This window comes from Sediminibacterium sp. KACHI17 (assembly GCF_040362915.1).
Classification (GTDB): Bacteria; Bacteroidota; Bacteroidia; order Chitinophagales; family Chitinophagaceae; genus Sediminibacterium.
Genome location: NZ_AP029612.1, coordinates 3,079,505 through 3,105,426 on the forward strand (window position 1 = coordinate 3,079,505; position 25,922 = coordinate 3,105,426).

25 protein-coding genes are annotated in these 25,922 nt (G+C 38.6%); 16 read left to right on the forward strand and 9 right to left on the reverse strand.

The annotated features are described in order from the left end of the window. Positions 1 to 38: 38 nt before the first annotated feature. Together ABXG83_RS13655 and ABXG83_RS13660 are read right to left on the reverse strand one after the other, a co-directional pair. Positions 39 to 380 carry a hypothetical protein gene (locus ABXG83_RS13655; protein ID WP_353549421.1) on the reverse strand — a complete coding sequence of 114 codons (342 nt, stop codon included), beginning with the start codon at positions 378 to 380 and terminating at the stop codon, positions 39 to 41. A gap of 8 nt (positions 381 to 388) precedes the next feature. Continuing rightward, entirely contained in the window at positions 389 to 1,417 is a 1,029-nt protein-coding gene (locus ABXG83_RS13660; RefSeq protein WP_353549422.1) for a serine hydrolase domain-containing protein, read from the reverse strand. 159 nt (positions 1,418 to 1,576) lie between these two features. On the opposite strand from ABXG83_RS13660, the gene clpB reads away from it, so the two are divergent. The 4 genes from clpB to ABXG83_RS13680 all read left to right on the forward strand — a co-directional run bounded on the left by clpB (position 1,577) and on the right by ABXG83_RS13680 (position 6,002). Then, positions 1,577 to 4,180, forward strand: coding sequence for an ATP-dependent chaperone ClpB (gene clpB, locus ABXG83_RS13665; RefSeq protein ID WP_353549423.1), 2,604 nt, complete (start codon positions 1,577 to 1,579; stop codon positions 4,178 to 4,180). Next, the gene (locus ABXG83_RS13670) at positions 4,180 to 4,743 is read left to right on the forward strand and encodes a YdeI/OmpD-associated family protein (protein ID WP_353549424.1); all 564 of its coding nucleotides are present in this window, start codon (positions 4,180 to 4,182) and stop codon (positions 4,741 to 4,743) included. The genes clpB and ABXG83_RS13670 overlap by 1 nt, the downstream gene beginning before the upstream one ends. Positions 4,744 to 4,811: 68 nt before the next feature. Then, complete coding sequence (locus tag ABXG83_RS13675; RefSeq protein WP_353549425.1) at positions 4,812 to 5,384, forward strand: TetR/AcrR family transcriptional regulator; 573 nt, start codon at positions 4,812 to 4,814, stop codon at positions 5,382 to 5,384. Between the two features lie 60 nt (positions 5,385 to 5,444). Beyond that, on the forward strand, positions 5,445 to 6,002 hold the full coding sequence (locus tag ABXG83_RS13680; RefSeq protein WP_353549426.1) for a hypothetical protein: 558 nt from the start codon (positions 5,445 to 5,447) through the stop codon (positions 6,000 to 6,002). A 41-nt stretch (positions 6,003 to 6,043) separates the two neighbouring features. Here the strand turns inward: ABXG83_RS13680 and ABXG83_RS13685 are convergent, their stop codons facing one another. Beyond that, positions 6,044 to 6,814 (reverse strand): NIPSNAP family protein, encoded by a 771-nt coding sequence (locus ABXG83_RS13685; protein WP_353549427.1) that lies wholly within the window; start codon positions 6,812 to 6,814, stop codon positions 6,044 to 6,046. 6 nt (positions 6,815 to 6,820) lie between these two features. Further along, positions 6,821 to 8,119, reverse strand: a complete 1,299-nt coding sequence (locus ABXG83_RS13690) for a M20/M25/M40 family metallo-hydrolase (RefSeq protein WP_353549428.1) — start codon at positions 8,117 to 8,119, stop codon at positions 6,821 to 6,823. Between the two features lie 297 nt (positions 8,120 to 8,416). Here ABXG83_RS13690 and ABXG83_RS13695 point away from each other — a divergent pair, with 297 nt between their 5' ends. Both ABXG83_RS13695 and ABXG83_RS13700 read left to right on the forward strand, forming a co-directional pair. Beyond that, entirely contained in the window at positions 8,417 to 9,301 is an 885-nt protein-coding gene (locus tag ABXG83_RS13695; RefSeq protein WP_353549429.1) for a DUF4382 domain-containing protein, read from the forward strand. A 125-nt stretch (positions 9,302 to 9,426) separates the two neighbouring features. Then, positions 9,427 to 10,641, forward strand: coding sequence for a TCR/Tet family MFS transporter (locus ABXG83_RS13700; RefSeq protein WP_353549430.1), 1,215 nt, complete (start codon positions 9,427 to 9,429; stop codon positions 10,639 to 10,641). Position 10,642: 1 nt separating this feature from the next. Here the strand turns inward: ABXG83_RS13700 and ABXG83_RS13705 are convergent, their stop codons facing one another. Beyond that, positions 10,643 to 11,161: a RidA family protein gene (locus ABXG83_RS13705; protein ID WP_353549431.1), complete on the reverse strand. Its 519-nt coding sequence runs from the start codon at positions 11,159 to 11,161 to the stop codon at positions 10,643 to 10,645. A 284-nt stretch (positions 11,162 to 11,445) separates the two neighbouring features. Between ABXG83_RS13705 and ABXG83_RS13710 the strand changes: the two genes are divergently transcribed. The 10 genes from ABXG83_RS13710 to ABXG83_RS13755 all read left to right on the forward strand — a co-directional run bounded on the left by ABXG83_RS13710 (position 11,446) and on the right by ABXG83_RS13755 (position 23,225). After that, positions 11,446 to 11,649, forward strand: coding sequence for a cold shock domain-containing protein (locus tag ABXG83_RS13710; RefSeq protein WP_178887176.1), 204 nt, complete (start codon positions 11,446 to 11,448; stop codon positions 11,647 to 11,649). 125 nt (positions 11,650 to 11,774) lie between these two features. After that, positions 11,775 to 12,596: a purine-nucleoside phosphorylase gene (locus ABXG83_RS13715; protein ID WP_353549432.1), complete on the forward strand. Its 822-nt coding sequence runs from the start codon at positions 11,775 to 11,777 to the stop codon at positions 12,594 to 12,596. A gap of 79 nt (positions 12,597 to 12,675) precedes the next feature. After that, a complete protein-coding gene (locus ABXG83_RS13720) occupies positions 12,676 to 14,721 on the forward strand; it encodes a putative porin (protein ID WP_353549433.1) in 2,046 nt (681 codons plus the stop codon). Positions 14,722 to 14,777: 56 nt separating this feature from the next. Then, positions 14,778 to 15,170 carry a hypothetical protein gene (locus tag ABXG83_RS13725; protein ID WP_353549434.1) on the forward strand — a complete coding sequence of 131 codons (393 nt, stop codon included), beginning with the start codon at positions 14,778 to 14,780 and terminating at the stop codon, positions 15,168 to 15,170. A 95-nt stretch (positions 15,171 to 15,265) separates the two neighbouring features. Continuing rightward, complete coding sequence (locus tag ABXG83_RS13730; RefSeq protein ID WP_353549435.1) at positions 15,266 to 15,733, forward strand: hypothetical protein; 468 nt, start codon at positions 15,266 to 15,268, stop codon at positions 15,731 to 15,733. 84 nt (positions 15,734 to 15,817) lie between these two features. Beyond that, positions 15,818 to 16,327 (forward strand): heavy-metal-associated domain-containing protein, encoded by a 510-nt coding sequence (locus tag ABXG83_RS13735; protein WP_353549436.1) that lies wholly within the window; start codon positions 15,818 to 15,820, stop codon positions 16,325 to 16,327. Positions 16,328 to 16,354: 27 nt separating this feature from the next. Then, the gene (locus ABXG83_RS13740; protein WP_353549437.1) at positions 16,355 to 17,167 is read left to right on the forward strand and encodes a hypothetical protein; all 813 of its coding nucleotides are present in this window, start codon (positions 16,355 to 16,357) and stop codon (positions 17,165 to 17,167) included. A gap of 47 nt (positions 17,168 to 17,214) precedes the next feature. Then, entirely contained in the window at positions 17,215 to 17,598 is a 384-nt protein-coding gene (locus tag ABXG83_RS13745; RefSeq protein WP_353549438.1) for a hypothetical protein, read from the forward strand. Between the two features lie 120 nt (positions 17,599 to 17,718). Continuing rightward, entirely contained in the window at positions 17,719 to 22,074 is a 4,356-nt protein-coding gene (locus ABXG83_RS13750) for a CusA/CzcA family heavy metal efflux RND transporter (RefSeq protein ID WP_353549439.1), read from the forward strand. 11 nt (positions 22,075 to 22,085) lie between these two features. Beyond that, complete coding sequence (locus ABXG83_RS13755; RefSeq protein WP_353549440.1) at positions 22,086 to 23,225, forward strand: efflux RND transporter periplasmic adaptor subunit; 1,140 nt, start codon at positions 22,086 to 22,088, stop codon at positions 23,223 to 23,225. Here the strand turns inward: ABXG83_RS13755 and ABXG83_RS13760 are convergent. From ABXG83_RS13760 to ABXG83_RS13775, 4 genes are all read right to left on the reverse strand, one after another. Continuing rightward, on the reverse strand, positions 23,222 to 23,593 hold the full coding sequence (locus ABXG83_RS13760) for a hypothetical protein (RefSeq protein ID WP_353549441.1): 372 nt from the start codon (positions 23,591 to 23,593) through the stop codon (positions 23,222 to 23,224). The genes ABXG83_RS13755 and ABXG83_RS13760 overlap by 4 nt on opposite strands. A 46-nt stretch (positions 23,594 to 23,639) precedes the next feature. Beyond that, positions 23,640 to 24,269: a Pr6Pr family membrane protein gene (locus ABXG83_RS13765; protein WP_353549442.1), complete on the reverse strand. Its 630-nt coding sequence runs from the start codon at positions 24,267 to 24,269 to the stop codon at positions 23,640 to 23,642. 98 nt (positions 24,270 to 24,367) lie between these two features. Next, complete coding sequence (locus ABXG83_RS13770) at positions 24,368 to 24,694, reverse strand: multidrug efflux SMR transporter (RefSeq protein WP_353549443.1); 327 nt, start codon at positions 24,692 to 24,694, stop codon at positions 24,368 to 24,370. Beyond that, the gene (locus ABXG83_RS13775) at positions 24,691 to 25,914 is read right to left on the reverse strand and encodes a 4-hydroxy-3-methylbut-2-enyl diphosphate reductase (RefSeq protein WP_353549444.1); all 1,224 of its coding nucleotides are present in this window, start codon (positions 25,912 to 25,914) and stop codon (positions 24,691 to 24,693) included. Before ABXG83_RS13775 ends, ABXG83_RS13770 begins: the two co-directional genes overlap by 4 nt. Positions 25,915 to 25,922: the final 8 nt, after the last annotated feature.

The following is a 25,922-nucleotide window of genomic DNA, read 5'->3' on the forward strand; positions in this document are numbered from 1 at the left end:
CTAAAAATCAACGATGTCGGAAAAAAAATATGTAAAATTTATTCCAACTCGAGATGTAAAATGTGGAAGAACCTGTGTGCCAAAGGAGCAAGAACGATTCCAATATTGGTGATAAATGCTACTCCGCTGAAGATCGCATAAAAAGAAGAAAACCATTTGCCACCTACTGTTTTGATCTCTACCACAGGTCCCATACCTGATAAGATCATTGAGGCATTGTGAAAAGCATCGAGCCATTCCACATCAGCGGTATAATGATATCCCAATACACCTATGAGTAAACAAATGACCAACACACTCAACGCAAATACAAGATTTTTTACAACTCTTCTGTAAAAAAGTCTCTTGGATGCCAGCGGTTCACGTTTGTTCTCATACATGGCTCTTACTATTTACAAGTAGAAGGAAGAATACCGTCAATGATATCTTTTAGAGAAAGATACAGTTGTTTTTTTTCTTCTCCGAGTGTTCCCTTGGTAAAAAATATACAGGCATACCCTCTGCATCGGTCTATCATTGGCCAGGTACCAAATAGACCGGGAGAAGTCATAGAAGTGGCTTTACCATTCTCATCAGTGGTCATGATCCACTGCCCAAAACCATATTGAAAACCTTCCGCAGCTTTAGGAGCATATTTGATCATATCAGAAGTGGTATATACCGTTTCCATTTGTTCAATGGCTTTCTCACTTAAAATACGTTTACCATTATAGACACCTTTATTCAGGATCATAGCAAGAAAACTCATATAATCACCTGCACTTGATTGTGCACCACCGGATGGATTCACAGCATTGAAACTTGCAAAGCTGGTATTGCGCATTTGTAATGGTCTTGTGATCTTCTCTGCCATGATCTGTTCAAAACTTCTTTTGGTAACCACTTCAAGAATTTTAGCAGCAATATTCAGACCGATATTGCTATACCTGAATTCTAGTCCAGGATTTGCCACGATTTCTCTTTCAGATGCAAAATCATTGATCTCTTCTTCAAGATTTGAATATTTTTTTCGATTCAGCATCTCTTTCAGGTTGCGGATCGGTTCTGACTCTATTCCTGTTAAGTGAGATAAACAATCTTTGATGGTAATATAACCTTTGGAATACTTAGTGAAGATGGGTAGGTATTTACTGATCCTGTCATTCAACGAAATTTTACCTTCATCTACATATACCATAACCAATGCCGCTGTCAGCCACTTACTGGCACTGGCGATAGGCGCTTGTACCTTTGCATTAAAATCAGTACCTATCGCTTTTTGATAAATCACTTTACCATCCTTATAGATCATCGCAACAACATGTCCATCCAATTCTTTTTTAGATGCTTCTAGTTTACTGTCTAATGAACTAAAATCATATTGTGCGTTTGAAAACTGTAAGAATAGCATAAAACACAGTACTAGACTGACTTTCATGCAGGAATAATGTGATTTTGCAGACATAATTTCAGGATTTCATGGGTTTATCAGCTCAAAAAAACAATAGAACAGTTTTTGCTTACAAATTAGGGATTGATTTGTGAACGCAGATCAAATTTCTGCTAAATACCTTTTAAATATTGCAAATACACGATTATGAACGTTAATAATTATACGATCAAGGCACAAGAAACAATACAAGCTGCTCAACAGCTGGCTTTCAATGCCAATCATCCTTCTATTGAAACAGAACACTTGTTAAAGGCATTGATTGCGGATAAAGAAAGTCCAATCGCTTTTTTATTAAAGAAAAACAATGTTGCTATTCCTTTACTGGAAACCAAATTGGAAGAGGCGTTTGAAAAGTTGCCGAAGAATCAAACAGGCGAGCCGGCGCAAACTATTAGCCGCGACTTGAATACTGTTTTCTTAAAGGCAAATGCATTGCTAAAAGAGTTTAATGATGAGTTCATCAGTCCTGAGCACTTGATGTTGGCATTACTTCAGATCAATGATAATACCGCAAAGACCTTGAAAGATGCAGGTCTTACTGAGAAAGGATTGAAGACCGCCATCAAAGATCTTCGTAAAGGAGAGAGCATACAATCACAAACACAAGAGACACAGTTTAATGTCTTGAATAAGTATGCGCGTAATCTGAATGAAGCTGCAAGACAAGGGAAATTGGATCCGGTGATTGGGCGGGATGAAGAGATCAGAAGAACACTCCATATTTTATCGCGCAGAAGTAAGAATAATCCAATTTTAGTAGGTGAGCCGGGTGTAGGTAAGACTGCTATTGCAGAAGGATTGGCAATGCGGATCATTAATGGTGATGTTCCTGAAAATTTGAAATCCAAGATCATCTTCACATTGGATATGGGACAGTTGATCGCGGGTGCTAAATACAAGGGTGAATTTGAAGAGCGATTGAAAGGGGTTGTGAAAGAAGTAGCAGCAAGTGATGGAGAGATCATATTATTTATTGATGAGATCCATACGCTGGTTGGAGCCGGAGGAGGTGAAGGTGCAATGGATGCTGCAAATATTCTCAAACCAGCTTTAGCACGTGGTGAATTACGTGCTATTGGAGCAACCACTTTGAATGAATACCAAAAATATTTTGAGAAGGATAAAGCATTGGAACGCCGTTTTCAAAAAGTTATGATTGAAGAACCGGGAGTTGAAGATGCTATTTCTATTCTTCGTGGTTTAAAGGATCGTTATGAAACACACCATCATGTTCGCATCAAAGATGAAGCGATCATTGCAGCGGTGGAATTATCCAATCGATACATTACTGATCGTTTCCTTCCAGATAAGGCAATAGATCTTATCGATGAAAGTGCAGCAAAACTTCGATTAGAGATGAACTCTATGCCGGAGGAGCTAGATACCTTGGAAAGACAGATCCGTCAATTAGAGATTGAAAGAGAAGCGATCAAACGTGAAGATGATGAAGAGAAACTGAAAGAACTCAATATTGAGATCAGTAATCTCAGTGTACAAAGAGATACCCTGAAAGCCAAATGGAAAAATGAAAAGGAGATTGTAGATAAGATACAACAAGCAAAAGCAGGTATTGAAACATTAAAGCTGGAAGCAGAACAGGCAGAAAGAAATGGAGATTATGGTAAGGTCGCTGAGATACGTTATGGAAAGATCAAAGAACAGGAAGCCGTGATCGCTGATTATACAGAGCAACTGAATCAATTGGGTGAACAAAGCAGAAGGTTGATGAAAGAGGAAGTAGATGCAGAAGATATCGCTGAGAATATTGCAAAAGCTACCGGTATTCCTGTTGCCAAGATGATGCAGAGTGAAAGAGAGAAATTATTACATCTGGAAGAAGAATTGCATCAGCGTGTAGTTGGACAAGAAGAGGCGATCACCGCAGTGGCTGATGCTGTGAGAAGAAGTAGAGCAGGTCTGCAGGATCCACGTAAACCTATCGGGTCATTTATATTCCTTGGTACCACAGGTGTCGGTAAAACTGAATTGGCCAAAGCATTAGCCGAATATTTATTTGATGACGAACATTTGATGACCCGAATAGACATGAGTGAATACCAGGAGAAGCACACAGTATCTAGATTGGTAGGTGCGCCTCCGGGCTATGTTGGTTATGATGAGGGTGGACAACTAACCGAGGCTGTAAGAAGAAAACCTTATAGTGTTGTATTGTTGGATGAGATCGAAAAAGCACACCCGGATGTTTGGAACGTATTATTACAAGTGCTGGATGACGGACATTTAACTGATAATAAAGGCCGAACTGTCAATTTCAAGAATACCATTATTATTATGACAAGTAATATTGGTAGTCACTTGATTCAGGATGCTTTTGAAGGTGTTCGCGAAGAAAATGTAGCAGAAGCTACTGATAGAGCTAAGCATGAAGTAATGGACCTGTTGCGTAAAACCATTAGGCCTGAATTCCTGAATCGGGTAGATGAGATCATTATGTTTAGTCCATTGATGAAAAAACAGATCATGGGTATCGTAAAGATCCAGCTTGACGGCTTGAAAAAAATGGTCGCAGAAACAGGAATTCGATTAGAGTTTACCGAATATCTACTGGAGTTTTTGAGTGAGCAAGGTTACGATCCGCAAATGGGAGCAAGACCATTGAAACGTTTGATTCAAAAACAAATTGTCAATGCATTAAGCAAAAAGATCCTGGCAGGAGAGATCGATAAATCACAAAAAGTACTGATCGATGCTTTTGATGGAGTGGTCGTATTTAGAAATGAAGATTAATGAAAAGGCGGTTCATACATGAACCGCCTTTTTTGTATTTTGTAAGTGCTATGACCCGATTTACAACCTCGCTCCAACAATTTGATGAAAAAGGGGAGAAGTCCGGATGGACCTATATTCTTATTCCACAAGATATGGCGCTATCATTGTCACCGGGAAGTCGAAAAACATTTCGTGTTAAAGGAAAGATTGATGAATATAATATCAAAGGGGTAGCTGTGATGCCGATGGGAGATGGATCCTTTATTCTACCGGTGAATGCACAAATGCGTAAAGCACTAGGAAAGCGAAAAGGAGCCCTTGTCAAAGTTTCACTAGCGAAAGATCCTATGCAACCCGAAATCCCTCCTGCTTTGGCTGCATGTTTGGATGACGAACCTCAGGCAAAAACTTTTTTTGAGCAATTGCCTTTATCGCAACGTAATTATTATAGTAACTGGGTGGTTGCGGTTAAGTCAGAGTCATTACAGGCTACGAGAATCGCACAAGTAATTGATGCACTACATCTTGGATATAATTTTGTAGCATTTATGCAATACCTGAAAGCACGAAAAAAACAATAAGATCGACCATTCATCAAATTTTTCACCCAATAACTTACTATTTAGTAAGTTATTCCTAACTTCAAAACATGGCAGCCCGTCATACAGATACACGAGAAGAGATTGTCCGTATCGGAACTCAGTTGATCAAAAGTCATGGGTATAATGCATTTAGTTATGCAGACATATCAGAACAATTGCAGATCAAAAATGCGGCAGTACATTACCATTTCAGGGGTAAAGAAGACCTGTTAGCAGAAGTGATCGATCAATATATTGCTCAATATCAACTATTGAAAAAGCAGTTGCTTCAGTTGAATGCCAGTGCCACTTTTGCCATCGAAAAATTTGTAGAACGTTATTCTGTTTTAGTTGATTGTAATAGTATTTGCATCATCGGGTCTATTGCCTCAGATTACAATACACTGCCTGAATCTGTAAAAGAAAAAGTACATCAACTTGTGACCATGGTGTTGAAAATGGTAGAGGAAACGCTAGCTGCAGGAAAACGTACCGGAGAGTTTCAATTTGCTGAAACCCCCAAGACAAAGGCTTTATTGGTGATGACAAATTTAGCTGCTGGTGTACAATTGGCTCGTATTACCGGCAAAAAAGACTATGATACAATAAAACGTGCGATCATTCGTCAACTTAAAGAGTAAATTTTTTTTAATCAAATTACTTACTTATTAGTAAGTAATATATCATCTAAAATCAAAACCATGAAAAAAGTATTTATTTACACTGCCTTCATCTTAGGCTTATTGCCAGTGTCATTATCTGCGCAAACAGAAACCAAAGGCACTATCATTACCAGTTCCAATAACGTGTTAGAAGGGACGATCAAAGATCAATTACAGAAAAAAGGAAATATTGTATTACTAAGTGCATCAGGTGATAAAAAAACTTACTCACCCGCGGATGTATCAGGATTTACCATGAATGGCAGTAAGTATATCGCTTATGCAAGTGATTTTTATAAAGAAATAGTAACCGGTAAGAAAGCTGCTCTTTATGTACGTGTTACAGATAACAGCGGTAAACTCTTATATAATGGAGCTGAAGTGGTATCAGTATCTACTGCAGAAGGAAAATCAGGCGATTATTATCTTCAATTAAAAAATGATGATAAACTGAACTGGCTGTCAAAAAAGAATTTTAAGGACGAACTCACGAAGTTATGCGCTGATTGTAGCCTGGTAATAAGCAATATCAAGTCCGGACAATCCGATTATACGCAAATAACAAAACTGATCGAACAATACAACAACTGTCAGTAAAACTAATGATAGCCTGATAGAAACCTATCAGGCTATCACTTTTAAAGATCTGAATACTGCGTAGGTCTTAAAAACACAATATCAATTTTACTGACGGTGTTTTGATATTCAGACATTGTTGAAAGTCTTTTCCATTCTGGATCTTCAACAAAACTTTTCCAATGTTCATTACGGTCATCCATATTTTCAAAGCTGGTCATGTACATAAGATTGGGCATTCGGGCGCCACTCAATACTTCGCCATAAAAGACAGCATTGAAATTTAATCGCTTGAACAATATGATCTCTCCTCCTTTATTGAACATCTCTACTTTCTTTCGATAGATCTTTTCCGAAGCAGACTCATAACTTCTCAATTCGTAAATACGCATTTGAGCCGGATTCTTTAAAGCGGGCAAATCTAAATGAGGCATATCTGTGAATGAACGTAATACAATCGTTTCAAAGCGTTCATAAGTCGGATTATCATGTTTAGCCTGTAGATAGTCCATGCCATCACCCTGAAATTTTGTATCATTTAGCATACGATCTTCCAGTTGATAAAAATAGTCTGTTGAAGGAGCGGGTATCAATAGGTATAACTTTTTCATGGCAGCTGTATCATTGGTTATAGGCTTGAATACTCCCACTTTTGTAACACCATATCTTTTTGCAGCAGGCTTCCATGCTTTTTCGATGAACGTCTCAGTTCTTGTTAATTGTTCATCATTCTTGCAGTGGTATACCCTGATCAGATAAAAATCTCTTTTCGATTGTGTATAGCCCGAGAAGGTGACCAACATCAGATAAATACATATCCATATCTTTTTCATAAATAATTATTGAGCTTGTGTAAGACGATAAATTAAAATTGCAGCACGCTGTATCAAAAGTGGCAGGTCGTTGAGATTGATGGTTTCACCAACTGCATGAGCTCCTTTACCTGATGCCCCCAATCCATCAATACAATCTACATATTTTGCTATATAAGAAATATCTCCGGCACCTCTTGAACCCGGGTCTCCGGCACGAGCAGGACCGAGCCCCATATCCTGGGATACTTTATCGACCCATGATCTCAATGCATCATTCCCTTTAGTAGGCTCCATAGCAGGAATCCCGTCAGTGAAGGAGATATTTGCTTTTGTACCATTCAGGTTTTGGTTTGAAACAATAGCCCGCATTTTTTCACGGGCATTCTCTCTTTGTTGTTCAGTGAGGAAACGAAGATCTCCTTCCACGATCACAGCGGGGGAAATGATATTGGTCTTGCCTAATACCGAAGCTTTTATTTGTGTATGATCATACTGCATTTCTGATCCACCAACTATAATGCCTGGATTAAAAGTGAGGTATTTTTCACTCGATAAGTTTTCACGAAAGGTGTTCAAAATACGCGCTGCTTCATAAATAGCGCCATAACCTGATCCTTGCCCAAACACACCTGCAGAATGTCCGGTTTTAGCACTTACTTCCAATTTCCAACTGCTGAAGCCTCTTCTACCAATTGCAATGGTATTCATTCCTTGCGCAGTTTCAAATCCTAGCGCAACATCCGCTGCTTTTGCTCTTTCAATGAAGTCTGCACGACTAATACTGGTAGGTTTACCCGATTCTTCTTCATCCCCGGTAAAGTATACTACGATAGATGAATTTTCCAGTAGCCCTAATGATGCTAATGCCTGTAATGCCATTACCACCACTACATCGCCTCCTTTCATGTCATTCACACCCTGACCGGTAGCTGTGGAGTCATTGATCTTAGTATAGGGGGTGAAAGGCATGTCGGGCTCAAAAACTGTATCCAGATGTCCGATAATAAAGACCTTTTTTCCTTTATTACCTTTTCTGGAGGCAACTAGGTGTCCGGCTCGTTTTAATGAGTCAGGTAATGATACCCATTCAGTTTGTAAACCGGCTTTTTTTAATTCCCTGCTAAAAACTTCACCCGTTTTTTTGACACCGGCAATATTAAATGTGCCACTATTAATATTTACAGCCTCTTCCAGTAATTTTTCCGCATAGATCCGATTCGATTTTACCCAATTCATGATCTTGATCTCGGTATCTGAAAGTCCCTGCGAAAAAATTTTTTGGATCAGAAGCAACGCAACAACCAAAGCCTGTATCTTTTTCATGTAACTCGTTTGATGAAGACCAAGTTAATGAGATTTCATTCATCTGTGACAGGAATTTGGCCAAATACCTGATGAGATGAGTTTGTTAGTGGTCAGGAAGATGCGATCATTCACCCAAAACTTTACAGAGAAAAATTGATATCGTGAGGTATAGGGCAGTATCGTATCCATAAGCGAACCTAAAAATATCCTTTAACAAAACCTTAGTACACATTAGGCATTCTTTTTGTCTCTAACCAAATAATACAGATAAATATCAATGCCGATGATTGAATGCTACGCTAAAATCAAGCACACATGAAAACAAAACAAGTATTACTCGGAACCCTGATGTTATTTGCTATTGCATTTACAATAACATCTTGTCAAAAATCTGAATCTGCACAAGCACCGGCAGGAAAACAAAATCTTAGTTTGTATATGACGGATGGTCCTGGTTTTTTCGATCAGGTATTCGTAGATATCAAATCGATTCAGGTATTAGTGGATACCAGTAAAGATACCCGCAAGAACGATACCTGTAACTGGGATAGATTAGGTGCATATATCGGATCTACATTAGGCAACAGAAAAGATTCAGGATTGGTATGGACGAATTTGAATATTCGTGCAGGCGTCTATGATATTTTGAATCTTCGTAATGGCGTAGACACCCTATTGGCAGCTACCGATATCCCTAAAGGAGCCATTCGATTGATCAGAATCGAGATCGGCACGCAAAATTCAGTAGTGAAAGATAGTGTTACATATCCGCTTTACTGGCCTGAAAATAAACCTAATTATATCCTGATCAAATTGAAAGGAAACGAATGTGAAGAATACCTGCCGGGAAGAATTCGTTTGTGGCTTGATTTTGATATCAGCAGATCTGTGATCGTTGTGAATAACAATAAGTTTTACCTGAAGCCGATCTTCCACATTTTCGTTGAGAAGAGAACAGCGAGTGTTTCCGGTAAAGTAAAACCTCAGGATGCAAAAGCTGTCTTGACACTGTTCAACAATACTGATACTGCTTATGCATTACCGAATAAGAATGGTGAATTTAAGATGAGAGGTTTGAAAGATGGTGTATACTCATTATTCATCAATGGTTCTAATAACTACAAAGACACAACCATTAATAATATTAAAGTTGAAGCACCTAAGAATACCAATGTAGGTGTTATCGAACTCAAAAAGTAGGTTTTCAAGAGCAAGGGTTAAGGGGAGCTTTCGGGCTCCTCTTTTTTTATGCCCAAACTTTGGTTCCTTGTTCAATCTTCGCGGGAATATGGCAACTTTGCATCGGTCATTTCAAAATAGTATGTATGCAAAACCGTAAAGCTGCGATCGGATTTATTTTTATTACACTATTGATCGATGTAACCGGATTAGGGCTGATCATTCCTGTTATGCCAAAATTGATAGAAGATCTTTTACAAACTTCTGATATTAGTAAGGCATCACAGTATGGAGGATGGCTTACGTTCGCTTATGCATTCATACAGTTTCTTTTTGCTCCGGTTTTGGGTAATTTGAGTGATAAGTATGGCCGCAGACCTGTTTTACTTTTATCCTTGCTGGGGTTTGGGATCGATTATCTTTTTCTTTCATTCGCTCCTTCTATCGGATGGTTATTTGTGGGAAGAATTATTGCAGGAATTACAGGTGCCAGTTTCACCACTGCTTCTGCATACATAGCTGATATCAGTACGAATGAGAATCGTGCACAAAATTTTGGGATGATCGGTGCTGCTTTCGGATTGGGTTTTATCCTGGGTCCTATGATCGGTGGTTTATTAGGCGAATTAGGAGCACGTGTTCCATTTTTTGTTGCTGCAGGTTTGGCATTACTGAATTGTGCATATGGTTATTTCGTATTGCCTGAATCTTTATCGAAAGAAAACCGAAGACCCTTTGAATGGAAAAGAGCCAATCCAATCGGGTCTTTATTGCAATTGAGAAAATATCCTTCTGTTGCGGGGCTCATCATTTCTTTGATCCTGATTTATATCGCCGGACATGCCGTTCAAAGCAATTGGAGTTATTTTAATATTGAACGTTTTGGATGGAGTCCTAAGATGATCGGTATTTCTTTGGGAATTGTTGGATTATTGGTAGGGGGTGTTCAGGGTGGATTGGTACGTGTGATCAATCCCCGTATCGGAAATGAAAAAAGTATTTATGTCGGGCTCGGGCTGTATGCATTGGGTCTATTACTCTTTGCATTCGCAACTGAAGGATGGATGATGTTTGTTTTTTTGATCCCTTATTGTTTGGGTGGGATTGCAGGACCCGCTTTACAATCGATCATATCTGGCCATGTTCCGCCCAATGAACAAGGGGAATTACAAGGGGCGCTGACCAGTTTAATGAGCGCTACCTCTATTGTCGGTCCGCTTGTGATGACAAATCTTTTTGCCTACTTTACTCATAAAGAAGCGCCCGTTTATTTTCCGGGCGCCGCATTCTTTTTAGGTGCATTATTGATGATCGCTAGTACTTACTATGCTTATAAGGCATTGCATACTAAAAGCCAGTAAGCTAATCTTCAACTTCAACAATCATTTCAATTTCAACAGCCATATTCATCGGTAATGCTACCATGCCAACAGCACTTCTGGCATGTTTACCTTTATCACCGAATACCGCCACCATCAGATCAGAGAAGCCATTGATCACTTTGGGTTGATCTGCAAATGTCTCTGTACTGTTTACCATTCCCAATACTTTTATCACTCGTTTCACTTTTGAAAGATCACCGATTGCAGCTTTTATTGTCGATAATAAATTGATGCCCGTCAATTTTGCAGCAGCATATCCTTCTTCTATTGTAAGATCTTTCCCGACTTTTCCTGTTGTATACTTACCCTCGCTATTAGCAGGACCATGACCTGATAAAAAAATGAGATTACCTGTGCGAACAAATTTCACATAATTCGCCACCGGATTTGTAGGTGCAGGTAAAACAATGCCCATGGTTTTTAATTTGTCTTCAGGAGTCTGTGCTATTAATGAAGAGAAAAAAAAGTAGCTAATAAAAAGTAGAAATAATTTTTTCATGTGTGTATATTTTTAATGTAAAGGCAACAGTGATCTAGAAATTTTTCTATTTCATTTTCAAAGCGCATCATTGTGATGAGTGAACGCTAACGCTAATTTAACAGATCATTCTCAAAAGAGAGAGAGGCGAAGGAAAAGCTTGCTAAGTACTGATTGTTAGCGTATTGCAATGGTATTACTGGTAAGAAAATAGGATCATGATGATCATCAGTAGTTCATTTAATTGGTGGGGGAGCTTTTTAGCTGTACATTTGCACTCTTATTTACAATTTACAAATTTACAAATGGACACACAAATTCAGGGAACTGTAAAGTTCTTCAACGAGGAAAAAGGTTTTGGTTTTATTAAGCATGATAACTCCAGCAAAGAAACTTTCGTACATGCTAACGGTCTGATCGATCAGATCGAAGCAAACGATAAAGTTATCTTCGACGTGCAGGAAGGTCGTAAAGGCCCTAACGCCGTTAATGTTAAGCGTATCAACTAATTCAAGTATACATCTTAACCTTATAAACCATCCCGCCAACGGCGGGATGGTTTTTTTATGTATGTACAGGTAGAATGTACATATGCTTCTAGCTTTGGTTATATTTGCGCCTTAAATTAACATCTATGTCATTGGTGATGCAACAGTTGCAAGAAACAACAGCTTTTATTCGTGAAAAGGTTTCAGGAACAGCTACGGTCGGTATTATTCTGGGAAGTGGCTTGGGCAATTTGGCCAATGAGATCATTACCGAGTTTGAAATCGCTTATAATGATATTCCTCATTTTCCTGTGAGTACTGTTGAGGGTCATAAAGGCAAACTTATTTTCGGAGAGCTCGGAGGTAAAAAAGTTTGGGTAATGGGTGGTCGTTTTCATTTTTATGAAGGATATACCCCAAGCCAGGTTGCGTATCCGGTAAGAGTGATGCGAATGCTAGGAGTAGATACTTTGCTACTTTCAAATGCAGCAGGAGGTGTGAATCCGTCATTTAATGTTGGAGATCTGATGATCATCAAAGATCATATCAGCTTTTTTACGGTGAATCCCTTATTGGGCAAAAATGAAGATTCGATCGGAACCCGTTTTCCTGATATGAGTGAACCATACAGTAAGGCATTAATTCATACAGTGAAAGAAATTGCCAAGGCAAATAATATTCAGGTACATGAAGGGGTTTACACAGGTGTTACAGGTCCGACTTTTGAAACAAGAGCTGAATATAAATTAATAAAAGTGTTGGGGGGTGATGCTGTGGGTATGAGTACCGTACAAGAAACCATTACCGCTGTTCATTGTGGCATGAAGGTCTTTGCCATGAGTGTGATCACAGATCTTGGTATCCGTGAGGAAGAAAATACGATTACTCATGAAGAAGTATTGCAAGCAGCTACCGATGCGGAACCTAAACTAACCCTTTTGTTCAGGGAATTGGTACAAAAACTATGATCCCGACTTCCCATTTATTTGATAGTTTTAACTTACCTGCAAGAAAGCTTTACCCTTATTTTGCAGTACATTCCACCACATGCGTTTAGCTAAAAGACCTTTTCTTGGTTTACTGTTCTTACTCATGGGCTATGTGCTACATGCTCAGACAGGTCCTTTTCGTACTCGTAATTTTGGAGGTCAATCAGGAAGTCAAAACAATTCCATTAGCTATGACCGTAACGGCAGACCTGTTCGGAGTACACCCGGTAGTGATTCTTTGAAAACCCGTAATAGTTTAGCTGATTCTATCACTATTTTCTATCGCTATTTTGATTCTACACGTAATCGAACGATCGACTCATCCATTAATGATTTTTATACCCGCTTCCCACTTCCATATCAATATCATTCTTTAGGAAATTATGGAACTGCGGCTCAACCACTTTTATTTACTCCCTACATGCGCCCGGGTTTTGATGCAGGGTTTCATGCTTATGATATCTATCAATTTACCATTCAACAAACAAAATTCTATCAAACCACCCGTCCATACACAGAGCTGGCTTATTTGTTAGGTAGTAAGGCAGAACAACTGATCAATGTACTGCACACACAAAATCGAAAGGATAATTTCAACTTTTCATTGGAATACCGTTTTAGCAATGCTCCGGGTAATGTGAAGAACCAAAATGCAAGTCATAATAATTTCAGGTTCACTTCGCAATACAGATCTCCAAATAGAAAGTATGGTTTATTCTTCATTCTTCTTTCCAATAAAGCAGCTTCTTCTGAGAATGGAGGTTTACAAAATGTCAAAAGACTGGATAGTTTATCATTGAACGACCCTTATGAGTTGGAGACAAGGCTTGGAAGATCTGGTGCTGCAAGTCGAAATCCTTTTAATACAGGCGTAAATACCGGTAATATTTATAAAGAGTCAACTATCCTGATCAGGCATTTCTATGATTTTGGTAAAAAAGATTCTGTGGTAACCGATTCGACTTCGTACAAGATCTTTTATCCAAGATTTCGTCTTGAACATACGCTTCGTTATTCAACCAATAGCTATCAGTTCATAGACAATGCTGTTGATTCTTTTCTATATGAACGATACTTCAATCGTTTGGTCCGCAACCGTGTAAACATTAGCTATAACGATCGTTGGACAAATATTACCAATCAATTCAGCATGCTGACATTCCCGGATAAGAATAACCAAAGTCAGTTCATCAAAGCGGGAATTGCATTACAAAACCTCAGTGGCAGATTTGACTCAGTACTGAGAAAGAATGCCTATAACATATATGCATTGGGTGAGTATCGTAATCGTACCCGAAATCAGGTTTGGGATATTGAAGCAAGAGGTGAGTTGTATTTGAATGGGTTCAATGCCGGAGATTATGAAGCATGGATCAGTATGAAAAGATTACTGGGAAAGAAAGCAGGCTATTTGAATGTAGGTTTTCATAATGTCAACCGTTCTCCGTCATTTCTGTTTGATCCTTTGAGCCGTTTCCCAATTAATAATCGTACCAATTTCGGGAAGGAAAATACCATACATCTTTTTTTGAATTATGAGAATCCAAAAAATGGACTAAGAGTTTCAGGTAACTATTATGTCATGAATAACTATATCTATTTTGATAGTTTTTTTCATGCTAAACAAGAAGCTACATTATTCAATGTATTCCATGTAAGCCTTGAGAAAAGATTCAAATTAGCTCGATACTGGAATTGGTATACAGAAGTTCATGTACAACAAAAGACAGGTCAGTCTCCTGTCAATATACCTTCTCTACTCACGCGTAATCGAATTGCATTTGAAGGCAACTTTTTTACCAATTTATTTTTATCTACCGGATTAGAGATCCGTTACCATACTGCTTATAAAGCAGATGGATATTCTCCTTTTGTAGGCCGTTATTTTTATCAGAATACAGAAACTATTTCTAATCGCCCCGATATCAACTTATTCCTTCATTTCAGGATTAAAAGTTTCAAAGGATTTGTTCGCTTTGAAAACCTCAATACGCTGAACACAGCTAAAGGCTTCGAATTCAGTAAGTTGAACATGGTGTCATCGCTGTATCCATCTTTAGGGCTTTGGACAAGGGTGGGCATTTGGTGGAACTTTATCAACTAGGCTTTTAACAAAAAAATTGTCCATATTACCTCCTGCTGGCTTAATTTTGTAGTGTCATGAAAAGGATACTCACTACAATCATTGCACTTATCTATTTCACTGTAAGCAGTGGGATGGTAATGAGTGTACATTATTGTATGGGTAAGATCAGCGATGTTCAGGTGAACCAAGTTCCTGAAGATCGATGTATCTGTGGGATGTCTAAAAAAGAGACTTCATCAAAGGGTTGTTGTAAGACTGAATTCCAGATGGTGAAGTTGGCGGATATTCACAAAGCTTCTTATGCATCCTACGACATCCAAACGCCTGTGGCATTACTGACTCGTTCCCTGAGTTTATTGGATGCTCCTATCTTATTGGTTACGGAAAAAGTATACGCAGATATTCATGGTCCGCCATTGTTATCTGAACAGGATACTTATCTTCTCAATTGTGTTTTCAGAATCTGATACCATTTACTGGTATAAAGTCATGCTGATCAGGGATTAGCATACGCTTCTATTTATTCATTATAACAGATTCAAATCATTCAAACTTTATTGTCATGAAAACACAATCTATATTTCTAACTGTATTATTTACTTGTATTTCCTTTTTTACGATCGCGCAAACCAAATCTCCGGCTCTTAAATCAGAAGAGATCAAAGTTTGGGGCAATTGCGGTATGTGTAAATCAACCATTGAAAAAGCTGCTAAGTCTGGCGGAGCTGCATTTGCATTATGGAATGAGGACACCAAGATCCTGAAAGTAAAGTATGCTGCTTCAAAAACGTCTAATGCAAAAATTCAAGAAAAGATCGCTGCTTCAGGATATGATACAAAAGACCTTACTGCAAGCAATGATGCATACAATAACCTCCATGAGTGCTGTAAATATGAGCGCAAGGGTAATGCGGAAAATGTGAAGCATGATAAAGCTTGTTGCAACGACAAGGAATGCAAGCCTGGTAAAGAATGCTGCACTGATAAATGCGCAAAAGATAGCAAGGATTGCTGCGCTAAAACCAAATAACCAAAGTTAATATTTTCATCAGTTGAGATATGTCATTACATATGGTAGTGACATATCTTATGTATTTCTAAACTTAATTTTAATATGAAAAAGATCTTCTTTTTACTATTTATATCTTTTGGATTACTCGCTAATGCTCAGATCAAAAAAGCAGACCTGCGTGCGAGCGGACTTACCTGTGCTATGTGTTCAAAGGCAGTATACAAGTCTTTATCTTCCATTGCCTTTGTTGAGAAAGTAAATGTTGATATTCAAAAATCAACCTATGAGATTGTTTTTAAATCCGGAATGGGTGTTGATTTCGATGCGTTGAGTCGTGCAGTAGTGGATGCAGGATTTTCTGTTGCACAATTACAAGTTACTTCAGTATTCAATGGGGTCAAAGCCAAAAAGGGGGCTCAAATTGAATTAGATGGCAAAACCATTCAATTCATCAATGCCAATGATCAGTTATTGAATGGCGAAAAGACCTTTAGCATCGTTGATAAGAATTTCGTTTCTGCAAAAGAATTTAAAAAATACAGTGCCTCAGCAGGTAAAACCTATGAATCTGGTTTCGTAGAAGGGAAGCGTGTATACCATGCCATTTTGTAATTGATTTCTACATCTTTAAATTCTTTTATGAAGCAAATATTTATTGCTGCAGGGCTTTTATTATCTAGTTATTTACCTGCTCAGGAATTGTATGTATTTACTGAACCGGCCAGTAATATGCCGGCAAAATCGATCGGTGTTAAACAATCAGCAAAGTGGTTGAACAATCAAATGTCTGGCAGAACCGAGAGCAGACATACTTCCGAGATCATGTTTGGTGTCAACAAAAACCTGATGGTCCACGGGGCAGTCACATTCTCTGATATGTACAGTAGTAATATGAGGGCGGAAAGCTATCGAGCCTATGCCAAGTATCGGTTCATCACTATTGATGGCATGTATAGTCATTTCAGAATGGCTGCTTTTGCGGAAGCATCTAAAAGCCGTAATAAGCCACACTATGATGAATTAAGTCTGGAAGGAGACCAAACTGGCGTACAGGCAGGTGTCATTGCTACTCAGCTCTTGCATAAGTTAGCGATATCAACCACATTAAGTCTGACAGAATCTTTACAGGAAGGAAGAAGTGCTCCCGGTCCAAAGCCGGTTCCATACAGGGCTTTTAATTATTCATTATCGGCGGGATACTTATTATTCCCTAAGAAGTATACCAGCTATGAACAGACCAATTTAAATCTCTATGTAGAATTGCTGGGTCAGCGTACCTATGATAAGAAAAGATATTTCGTAGATCTCGCGCCTGCTGCACAGTTGATCTTTAACAGTCAGGCTAAGCTCAACCTGGGATATCGGTTTCAGTTAGGAAGTGATATGATGCGTATGGCAGATAGAAGCTGGTTGGTCAGTTTTGAATGGCTTTTCCTGAATGCCTTTAAATAGTCGTCAAAATGTTTATAATGGCTACCGGATTTATGTAACTTTACAAGGTGCGTAAAACGGTAGCCATATTATTTACTGCCATCTACCTCTTTGGTGCAACTGAAGCCAGTCAACTGCTGAAAATACCGGTACTGGTGCAACATTACTATGAACATAAGGCCGGAAATTCATCAGTAACACTGTATGCTTTTTTACAGATGCATTATCTGGGTAATGATAATGATGATAGTGATAATACCAGAGATCAGTCATTACCTTTCAAGACGATGGATGATTGTTGCTTTTTTGCTTCCAATACATTACCTCCACAAAAATTACAACTCATTCTTATTGATGAGAATGATGTCATACAAAAGTTTGCATTATTGAATGATGCATCCAGATTTTTTCTCTCTCCCGAAGATATCTTTCAGCCCCCGCGGTCATGTTAAGTTTTTAATGTTCGATGTCTTTTGACAAAACAAAGGAAATAAATTGCTTTTTACCGATAGCGATCTCTATTCTATTGGGATAAGCGTATCTTAAATGAATCAGAAGTTAAAATCAAGCGCATGTTAAATGCCATAATTCATTTTTCCGTCAGGAATAAACTGATCGTTGGGTTGATGGTCTTTGCACTCATTATTGTGGGTGTGATAGAAACGACCAAACTTCCTATTGATGCAGTTCCGGATATTACAAATAATCAGGTGCTGGTAATTACTACTGCTCCCAGTTTAGGAGCACCAGACGTGGAAAGGTTTATTACTGTACCTATTGAACAAGCTACTCGTAATATACCCGGCATATTAGAACAACGCAGTTTCTCAAGATTTGGTTTGAGTTTGGTCACCATCGTATTTAATGATGAAACAGATGTTTATTGGGCAAGAACCCAGGTCAGTGAAAAATTGACACAGGTTCGTCAACAGATCCCTGAAGGGATGGGTACACCAGAATTGGGGCCTGTGAGTACAGGATTAGGGGAGGTGTTTCAGTACGTGGTCAGACCTAAACCAGGTTATGAAGAAAAGTTCTCACAAGCAGAACTCAGAACTATTCAGGATTGGATCATTCGTAAACAGTTGCTGTCAACAGAAGGGGTTGCAGATGTCAGCAGTTTCGGTGGTCAATTAAAACAATACGAAGTAGCTGTGCGAACAGATAAACTCCGTAGCCTGGGCGTATCGATCAGTGATGTATACAATGCACTCCAAAGCAATAACCAGAATACCGGAGGAGCTTATATCGAAAAAGGCCCAACAGTATTATTTATTCGTACAGAAGGATTGACCAAAACTTTAGACGATATACAGCATATCGTTGTAAAAAGAGTTAATGGGATTCCCGTCTTGATAAGAGATGTGGCAGAAGTAAAATTCGGATCAGCTACACGTTATGGAGCTCTTGCCTATAACAATGAGGGTGAAGTAGCAGGTGCTGTTGTTATGATGTTGAAAGGGGAGAATAGCAACAAGGTCATTAAAAATATTAAGGCGAAAATCAAACAAATAGAGCTGACACTTCCCGAAGGAGTGATCATTGATCCTTTTTTGGATCGAACCAAAATGGTTGATCATGCAATCGGAACTGTTGAGACCAACTTGTTGGAAGGAGCGCTGATCGTTGTATTTGTCTTGGTTTTGTTTCTTGGAAACTTTAGAGCGGGTTTTATTGTAGCTACCGTGATCCCTCTTTCTATGTTGTTCGCCATTATCATGATGAATGCTTTTGGCGTAAGTGGTAACCTGATGAGCTTGGGGGCACTCGATTTTGGACTACTTGTTGATGGTGCTGTGATTATCGTAGAAGCAGTGATGCACAAGATGTCTAAATTGAATGGTGTCACCATGGGCACTAAATTGAGTAAAGAACAAATGGATCGGAGTGTAGAAGAATCCAGTGGTAAGATGATGAATGCGGCTGTCTTCGGACAGATCATTATCCTCATAGTATATCTACCAATTCTTTCACTGGAAGGCATTGAAGGAAAAATGTTCAAGCCGATGGCTCAAACAGTTTCTTTTGCTATTATAGGTGCTTTTATTCTTTCGCTGACTTATGTACCTATGATGAGTGCTTTCTTTTTAAGTAGGAAGCAGGGACATAAAGAGAATATTTCAGATCGAATGATGCAACGACTGCAGCAATGGTACAAACCGTTACTACAACGTTCCATGAAAGCTCCGGGTATTATCATTGGATCCGCCGTTGTGTTATTTGCTGCAGCAATTCTGATCTTATCCTCGTTAGGTGGAGAGTTCATACCTAAACTGGAGGAGGGTGATTTCGCTGTTGAAACAAGGGTACTTACGGGCTCTTCATTAACAACCACATTACAAGAAAGTCAAAAAGCAGTAAAGATTTTGCTGAAGGAGTTTCCTGAGGTAGAAAAAATTGTAACAAAAGTAGGAACAGGCGAAATACCTTCCGATCCGATGCCGATTGAATCAGCAGATATGATCGTGGTATTAAAAGAGAAGAAAGAATGGACCAGTGCTAAGACATTTGATGAACTCGCAGAAAAAATGGGAGAACGTGTTTCGTCCGTTCCAGGTGTCACCACCGGTTTCCAATACCCGGTACAAATGCGATTTAATGAATTGATGACAGGCGCCAGACAAGATGTGGTTTGTAAGATATTCGGAGATGATCTGGATAGCCTTGCGAAGCATGCATCTGTCATTGGGGAAGTCATTGGAACGGTCGAGGGAGCAAAAGACTTGTTCATTGAAACAGTAACTGGTATTCCTCAATTGATCATTTCCTACAATCGGGAAGCCATTGCACGATATGGAGCCAATATTGCAGATGTTAATCGAACAGTACAAGCGGCTTATGCAGGAAGTGTTGCCGGACAGGTCTTTGAGAACGACAGACGTTTCGATCTGGTCATTCGATTGGATGAAGCACAGCGTAATTATGCTGATCAAATCGGCGACTTGTTAGTGGGCTTGCCTGATGGAAAACAAGTGCCGCTCAATTTGCTTGCGGATGTTTCTATTCAAGAGGGGCCTTATCAGATTCAAAGAGAAGATGCACAAAGAAGAATTACCATTGGTTTCAATGTAAGAGGACGTGATGTGCAGTCCATAGTTGAAGAGCTGCAAAATAAGGTCAAAGCACGTGTACAGTTACCTGCAGGTTATTATGTTACATATGGCGGACAATTTGAAAACCTGCAAGAAGCTACAAAACGTTTGTCGATTGCAGTGCCTGCTGCTTTGTTATTGATTTTTGTGATGTTATTTTTTGCATTCAGAAAATTCAAGTATTGCTTATTGATCTTTTCAGCGATTCCATTATCAGCCATTGGAGGTGTATTTGCATTATGGATACGTGATATGCCGTTTAGTATTTCTGCAGGCATAGGATTTATTGCATTATTCGGAGTTGCTGTATTGAATGGCATCGTATTGATCACCGAAATGAACAGATTAAAAGATGAGAATAATATGTCATCGATCAATGATGTCATTGCACTGGCTACTGAAACCAGATTGCGCCCTGTTTTGATGACTGCAGCAGTAGCATCACTCGGATTTTTACCAATGGCACTCAGTAATGGAGCAGGTGCTGAAGTACAAAGACCTCTGGCAACAGTAGTGATAGGAGGTTTGTTGTCTGCAACACTTCTTACACTTTTTGTATTGCCTTCACTGTATCTTTTATTGGAAAAGAAAAAGCCTCAGATACCTATGAAACCACTACTTGTTCTAATGATATTGCTCTCAGGCTGGTCGGTACAGGCACAAAGTGTACAGACCATGAAGTTAGATCAGCTATTGACATTGGTGAAAGAGAAATCACCGGTATTGAAAGTAAGCCAGCTTCAGGAAAAATATTTTGCGGCACTAAAAGGATCGGCTAGGGATATCCCCAAAACACAATTCATTACAGAATTGGGCAACTATAATAGCTTCAATTTCGATTCACGCGTATCTGTTTTACAGCCATTTTCTGCGGGTATGGTATACCGTAAGCAAGAGCTCGTTTTGAATAGCTATTTAAATGTTGCATCTGCAAATAGTATCATTCAGCAACAAGTGCTGGAAAAAATGGTCAGACAACTATACCTGGAGTTACAATACCTCATGGCCCGTAAAAAAATATTAGAACGAGCCGACAGTGTATATGGTAATTTTCAAAGAATAGCTCAGCTTCGCTTTGAAAAAGGAGAATCAAATCTGCTGGAGAAAACGACTTTAGATAATCAGGTAATGCATAACAGACAACTGTTGTACATGAATGCGTCTGATACCAAAGCCATTCAACTAGAGCTATCTATTTTATTACAAGATGATATCAATATTGTGCCTTCAGATGAATTGGTTACAGTTCAACAATTATATGATACGGCTTTATTGAAGCAGCATCCTGAGATTTTGTATTTAAAAAGTCAGGAACAGCAATCAGCAGCGGAGACTGAACTTGCTAAAGCAAGACTAAAACCTGAGTGGTTGGTAGGATACAATAATCAATCATTAATGGGATGGATGCAATACAAGAATAGATCGGAAAGATTCTTTACCGCAGGTGATCGTTTCTCATCTGTGACTTTAGGTATTTCTGTTCCATTTTTTAATAGAGCTCAGAAGGCCAGAATTGAAGCAGCTAATGTACAGGAGCAGGTGAATCGGGCGAATACAGATTTGACGGCTTTGCGTCTTAAAACACAATTAGAGCAAGCATTACAGCATAGAGATAAATTCAATACAACCTTAGGCTACTATAAAAATAGTGCTTTGCCTCAGTCAAATATACTCATCCAAACAGCTAACCTGAATTATAAGAATGGACAGATTGGATATATAGAGTGGGCTACATTGGTCAATCAGGCTTTAGGTATACAAATGCAGTATGCTGATATACAAAGAGATCATCAGTTGAATGAAATTCAGCTGGATTATTTATTACAAAAGAATTGATAAGCGATTATATGAAAAAATATATGCTAGGTATCGCAATGGTGGCATTACTATCATGCGGAACAAAAGAAAAGACAGCAACAGAGACTGCTAAAGAAGAAGAACAGGAAACATTGGTAGAGCTGAATGCTGAGCAATTAAAGAATGCAGGTATTTTAATCGGTAATCCTGCAGAGATCGATATGCACAGTACCATTAAAGTGAATGGCGTTGTGGATGTACCTCCTCAAGGGATGGTTTCTATCAGTTTTCCTTTGGGAGGCTATTTAAAAAGCTCTCATCTACTTCCGGGTATGGGTGTAAAAAAGGGAGAAGTGATCGCTACACTCGAAGATCAGAGTTATGTACAGTTACAACAAGATTATTTGATGGCAAAAGCCAAGATGGAGTTTCTGAATGCAGACCTTATCCGTCAAAAAGAATTGAGTGAGCAAGATGCAGCGAGTAAGAAAACCTACCAGCAAGCATCTTCAGATTATAAAACACAACAAGTATTGATCAGGGCATTGGAAGAAAAATTAAAGATCGTTGGTATTGATCCTGACAAATTAACGGTCAACAACATTACAAGAACGATCAGTTTACGATCACCTATTAATGGTTATGTAACGAAGGTGAATGTGAATATTGGAAAGTATGTAAACCCGGCAGATGTATTATTTGAATTGGTAGATCCTGATGATATTCATGCAGCGCTGACTGTTTTTGAGAAAGATATCATGCAGATCAGGAAGGGAATGCGGGCAAGCGTTTCACTTGCTGATAAACCCGGAAAAAAATATGAAGTGGATGTGATTTTAGTTACCAGAAATGTGGATGAAAACAGGGGAGGTTTGGTGCATTGTCACTTTGAGAACGCCAATCACGAATTATTACCAGGGATGTTCTTAAACGGAAGCTTTGAATTGAATAATAAGAAAACAATTGCTATTCCTGAATCTGCGCTGGTTCGTTACCAAAGTAAACCATATATTTTCATTGCAAAAGATTCTAGTCGATTTGAAATGGTTGAGGTGCAAATTGGCATCTCGGATCAACAAATGATCGAGTTAAAAGCGAAAGATAATATGGATTGGAAACAGCAAAAGATAGTACTCAAGAATGCTTATAGTTTATTGGGTAAGTTGAAGAATAAAATGGAAGATGATTAGTAGGGATTACTCAATAAATACTTCCAGGGAATGACAAATGGAAGAACCAATACCCAAATAATAAAAAATACGGCCATACCCCCTGGGTATGGCTTATTATTTTGTATAGCGGGTAAACAAACAAATAAAAGCCAACATGATTTATAGATCAGTTGTAAAAATAAAACAGCAGAAAATGAAAGAGGATAAAACAGGCCGAATATTGAAAGCACTGCAATAGATAACCATAGTGCACCTGTCAATTGAATCGAAGGTGTCAATGGGTAAGCGCCGGAAAATATTGTTTTAGCCGCATAAGACGGGAAGAAAAGTGAGGATATGCCGATCCATCCTGCTACGATGATATTTGCCAGATAAATAAGTCTCACGTTAATGATAACAATTATCAGTGCGACTGGTTGCGTCTGCGGGAAATTAATTCAGTGGTGCTCTTTTTTTACTGATAGCGATCATAAGCAGGAATAATCCGTAAAATACCAGTCCAACACCTAAACAATTGATCAGCGTTTGCGGATATCCTAGTTTATTGACATCAATAAAAGGGTATGGGTAAGTATGTGTAATGGTTCCTCTGATCAATGTATAGGCAAAATATGCAGCCGGATACCAAAGCCAGGGTAATGAATCTTTCCACATCAATGCTTTTCGATCAGCAAAGAAAATCCAATACAGTAAAAAATAAAGGGGAATGATACTGTGTAGTAGTTCATCTGCTACTTTGCCCCATCCTGTAACCACCCATGTGTGTCTTAGTAATAAATTGTAAATGATCCCAACTACAAGGATATAAACAGTGATAGCTGTTGTAGTACTGAATTTTTTAAAAAACAGCCCTGCTTTTGTATTGGGTAATAACCATAAGCAAGTAAAAAATACTGCAACAAGTGTATTGGTGAGTATAGTGAAATAACTGAAGAAGCGAATGATCGAATGTAATACGGAAACTTCTCTGGCATTGAGGGTCACCCATAATTGTAGGGTTACCGCTGTAATGGCGATAATGCTACCAAAGAGGTGTAATAATTTCTGTGATCTTTTTTCCAAGTGCAATAGATGTTATAGCTAAATATACGAATCGATATCGATCTATTTGTTCTTGAAAAGTCTGCAGTGGAAAAAATAACTAATTATGTGTAATAAAGTTAATGACTTACAACTTTAAGTCCTATGATCGATGCGATCAGTGTCGTAATAAAAAAGAGTCGCCAGAAATCTGCCGGCTCTTTCAAGAAAATGATACCAATAATTACAGTTCCAACCGCTCCAATACCGGTCCATACAGCATAGGCAGTGCCAATTGGTAATTGTTGTGTTGCTTTGATCAACAATAGCATACTGATCGTTAAGCAAACCAAAAAGCCACCGTACCAAGCGATCGCAGACATACCATTAGAAAGTCTTGCTTTGCCCAAACAGGCAGCAAAGCCTACTTCAAATAATCCCGCTATGATCAGGATAAGCCAATTCATGAATCGATATAATTTTCCAGTTGTTCTTCTACATTATAAAATCCTGCTAATTTTCGAATCACAGATTCAACAACTGCATCCGGGCAACTGGCACCACTCGTCATCAAGATGCGAAGTGGGAATTTTTCCGGCAGATAATTTTTTATAGGGCTTAGTTCTTTTGTTCTCCAATTGCGATGAAGGATTTCTTGATCGTCTATCAATTTATCCGCAGCATCAATAAAATAAGTCGTGAGTTTTTCTTCACAAAGTTCTACAAGGTGTGATGAATTACTGCTGTTATATCCACCGATAACAATTGCTATATCAGCATCGGTAGTTGCTAACATACCTGTTACAGCTGTTTGATTGTCGTTTGTGGCATAACAAAGTGTGTCTCTGGTATCCGCAAAGCGATCTGCAATATTAGCAGCAGTTAACTGGTAATGGCGTATAAAGACATTTTTTAAATAATCAGAAATTGCTTGTGTATCAGTAGCAAGTTGTGTTGTCTGATTCACTACTCCGATCTTTTGCAGGTCTTTCGTAATATCAAAACCTTCTGAATAGCGTCCTTTAAAGGCATCATAAAAATCTGAAGCCGGTTTCTCACCAGTAATATATTTTGCCAGCTCTATGGTTTCAGTCATATCATTGACTACGACTGTCGGTGTGTGATATGAAGCGTGTGAAAAAGTAGCCCTTGTTTCTTCATGTTGTGGCTTACCATGAACGACGATGCTATATCCTTTTTTAGCGATTTGCTCACTTCTGTTCCATACTTTTTCTACAAAAGGACAAGTCGTATTATATTTTTCTGTGGGTATTCCTTTTTCTTGGAGAACGTTTTCTATTTCAAGTGTTGTTCCAAATGCCGGTATGATCACAACATCTTCTTTTGTAAGCGTTTCGAAAGGAATTAACTGTTGTCCTTTGGTGTCTTGCAAAAATTGAACTCCTTTGGAGATGAGGTCCGCATTTACTTGCGGGTTATGAATCATTTCACTTAACAGAAAAATTCGTTTTCCCGGATTTTCTTCAATGGTTCTAAAAGCGATTTCAATGGCATTTTCAACCCCATAACAAAAGCCAAAATGACGAGCGAGATAGATTTTTAGTTTTCCTAAATCCAGCAGCGTAGGGGAAAAGTCTTTTTTTAGCTTATCCTGCTCTTTTCGTTTTTGTTTAATGCTACCAATTAGTGGGCTTCTGTATTCGCCCGGTACATTGAATTGCTTCATAGTGCAAA

Bases quoted from the DNA above. Each gene is read 5' to 3' on its own strand.
- ABXG83_RS13655 (WP_353549421.1), bottom strand. From the start codon at position 380: ATGTATGAGAACAAACGTGAACCGCTGGCATCCAAGAGACTTTTTTAC.
- ABXG83_RS13660 (WP_353549422.1), bottom strand. From the start codon at position 1,417: ATGAAAGTCAGTCTAGTACTGTGTTTTATGCTATTCTTACAGTTTTCA.
- clpB (WP_353549423.1), top strand. From the start codon at position 1,577: ATGAACGTTAATAATTATACGATCAAGGCACAAGAAACAATACAAGCT.
- ABXG83_RS13670 (WP_353549424.1), top strand. From the start codon at position 4,180: ATGAAAAGGCGGTTCATACATGAACCGCCTTTTTTGTATTTTGTAAGT.
- ABXG83_RS13675 (WP_353549425.1), top strand. From the start codon at position 4,812: ATGGCAGCCCGTCATACAGATACACGAGAAGAGATTGTCCGTATCGGA.
- ABXG83_RS13680 (WP_353549426.1), top strand. From the start codon at position 5,445: ATGAAAAAAGTATTTATTTACACTGCCTTCATCTTAGGCTTATTGCCA.
- ABXG83_RS13685 (WP_353549427.1), bottom strand. From the start codon at position 6,814: ATGAAAAAGATATGGATATGTATTTATCTGATGTTGGTCACCTTCTCG.
- ABXG83_RS13690 (WP_353549428.1), bottom strand. From the start codon at position 8,119: ATGAAAAAGATACAGGCTTTGGTTGTTGCGTTGCTTCTGATCCAAAAA.
- ABXG83_RS13695 (WP_353549429.1), top strand. From the start codon at position 8,417: ATGAAAACAAAACAAGTATTACTCGGAACCCTGATGTTATTTGCTATT.
- ABXG83_RS13700 (WP_353549430.1), top strand. From the start codon at position 9,427: ATGCAAAACCGTAAAGCTGCGATCGGATTTATTTTTATTACACTATTG.
- ABXG83_RS13705 (WP_353549431.1), bottom strand. From the start codon at position 11,161: ATGAAAAAATTATTTCTACTTTTTATTAGCTACTTTTTTTTCTCTTCA.
- ABXG83_RS13710 (WP_178887176.1), top strand. From the start codon at position 11,446: ATGGACACACAAATTCAGGGAACTGTAAAGTTCTTCAACGAGGAAAAA.
- ABXG83_RS13715 (WP_353549432.1), top strand. From the start codon at position 11,775: ATGTCATTGGTGATGCAACAGTTGCAAGAAACAACAGCTTTTATTCGT.
- ABXG83_RS13720 (WP_353549433.1), top strand. From the start codon at position 12,676: ATGCGTTTAGCTAAAAGACCTTTTCTTGGTTTACTGTTCTTACTCATG.
- ABXG83_RS13725 (WP_353549434.1), top strand. From the start codon at position 14,778: ATGAAAAGGATACTCACTACAATCATTGCACTTATCTATTTCACTGTA.
- ABXG83_RS13730 (WP_353549435.1), top strand. From the start codon at position 15,266: ATGAAAACACAATCTATATTTCTAACTGTATTATTTACTTGTATTTCC.
- ABXG83_RS13735 (WP_353549436.1), top strand. From the start codon at position 15,818: ATGAAAAAGATCTTCTTTTTACTATTTATATCTTTTGGATTACTCGCT.
- ABXG83_RS13740 (WP_353549437.1), top strand. From the start codon at position 16,355: ATGAAGCAAATATTTATTGCTGCAGGGCTTTTATTATCTAGTTATTTA.
- ABXG83_RS13750 (WP_353549439.1), top strand. From the start codon at position 17,719: ATGTTAAATGCCATAATTCATTTTTCCGTCAGGAATAAACTGATCGTT.
- ABXG83_RS13755 (WP_353549440.1), top strand. From the start codon at position 22,086: ATGAAAAAATATATGCTAGGTATCGCAATGGTGGCATTACTATCATGC.
- ABXG83_RS13770 (WP_353549443.1), bottom strand. From the start codon at position 24,694: ATGAATTGGCTTATCCTGATCATAGCGGGATTATTTGAAGTAGGCTTT.
- ABXG83_RS13775 (WP_353549444.1), bottom strand. From the start codon at position 25,914: ATGAAGCAATTCAATGTACCGGGCGAATACAGAAGCCCACTAATTGGT.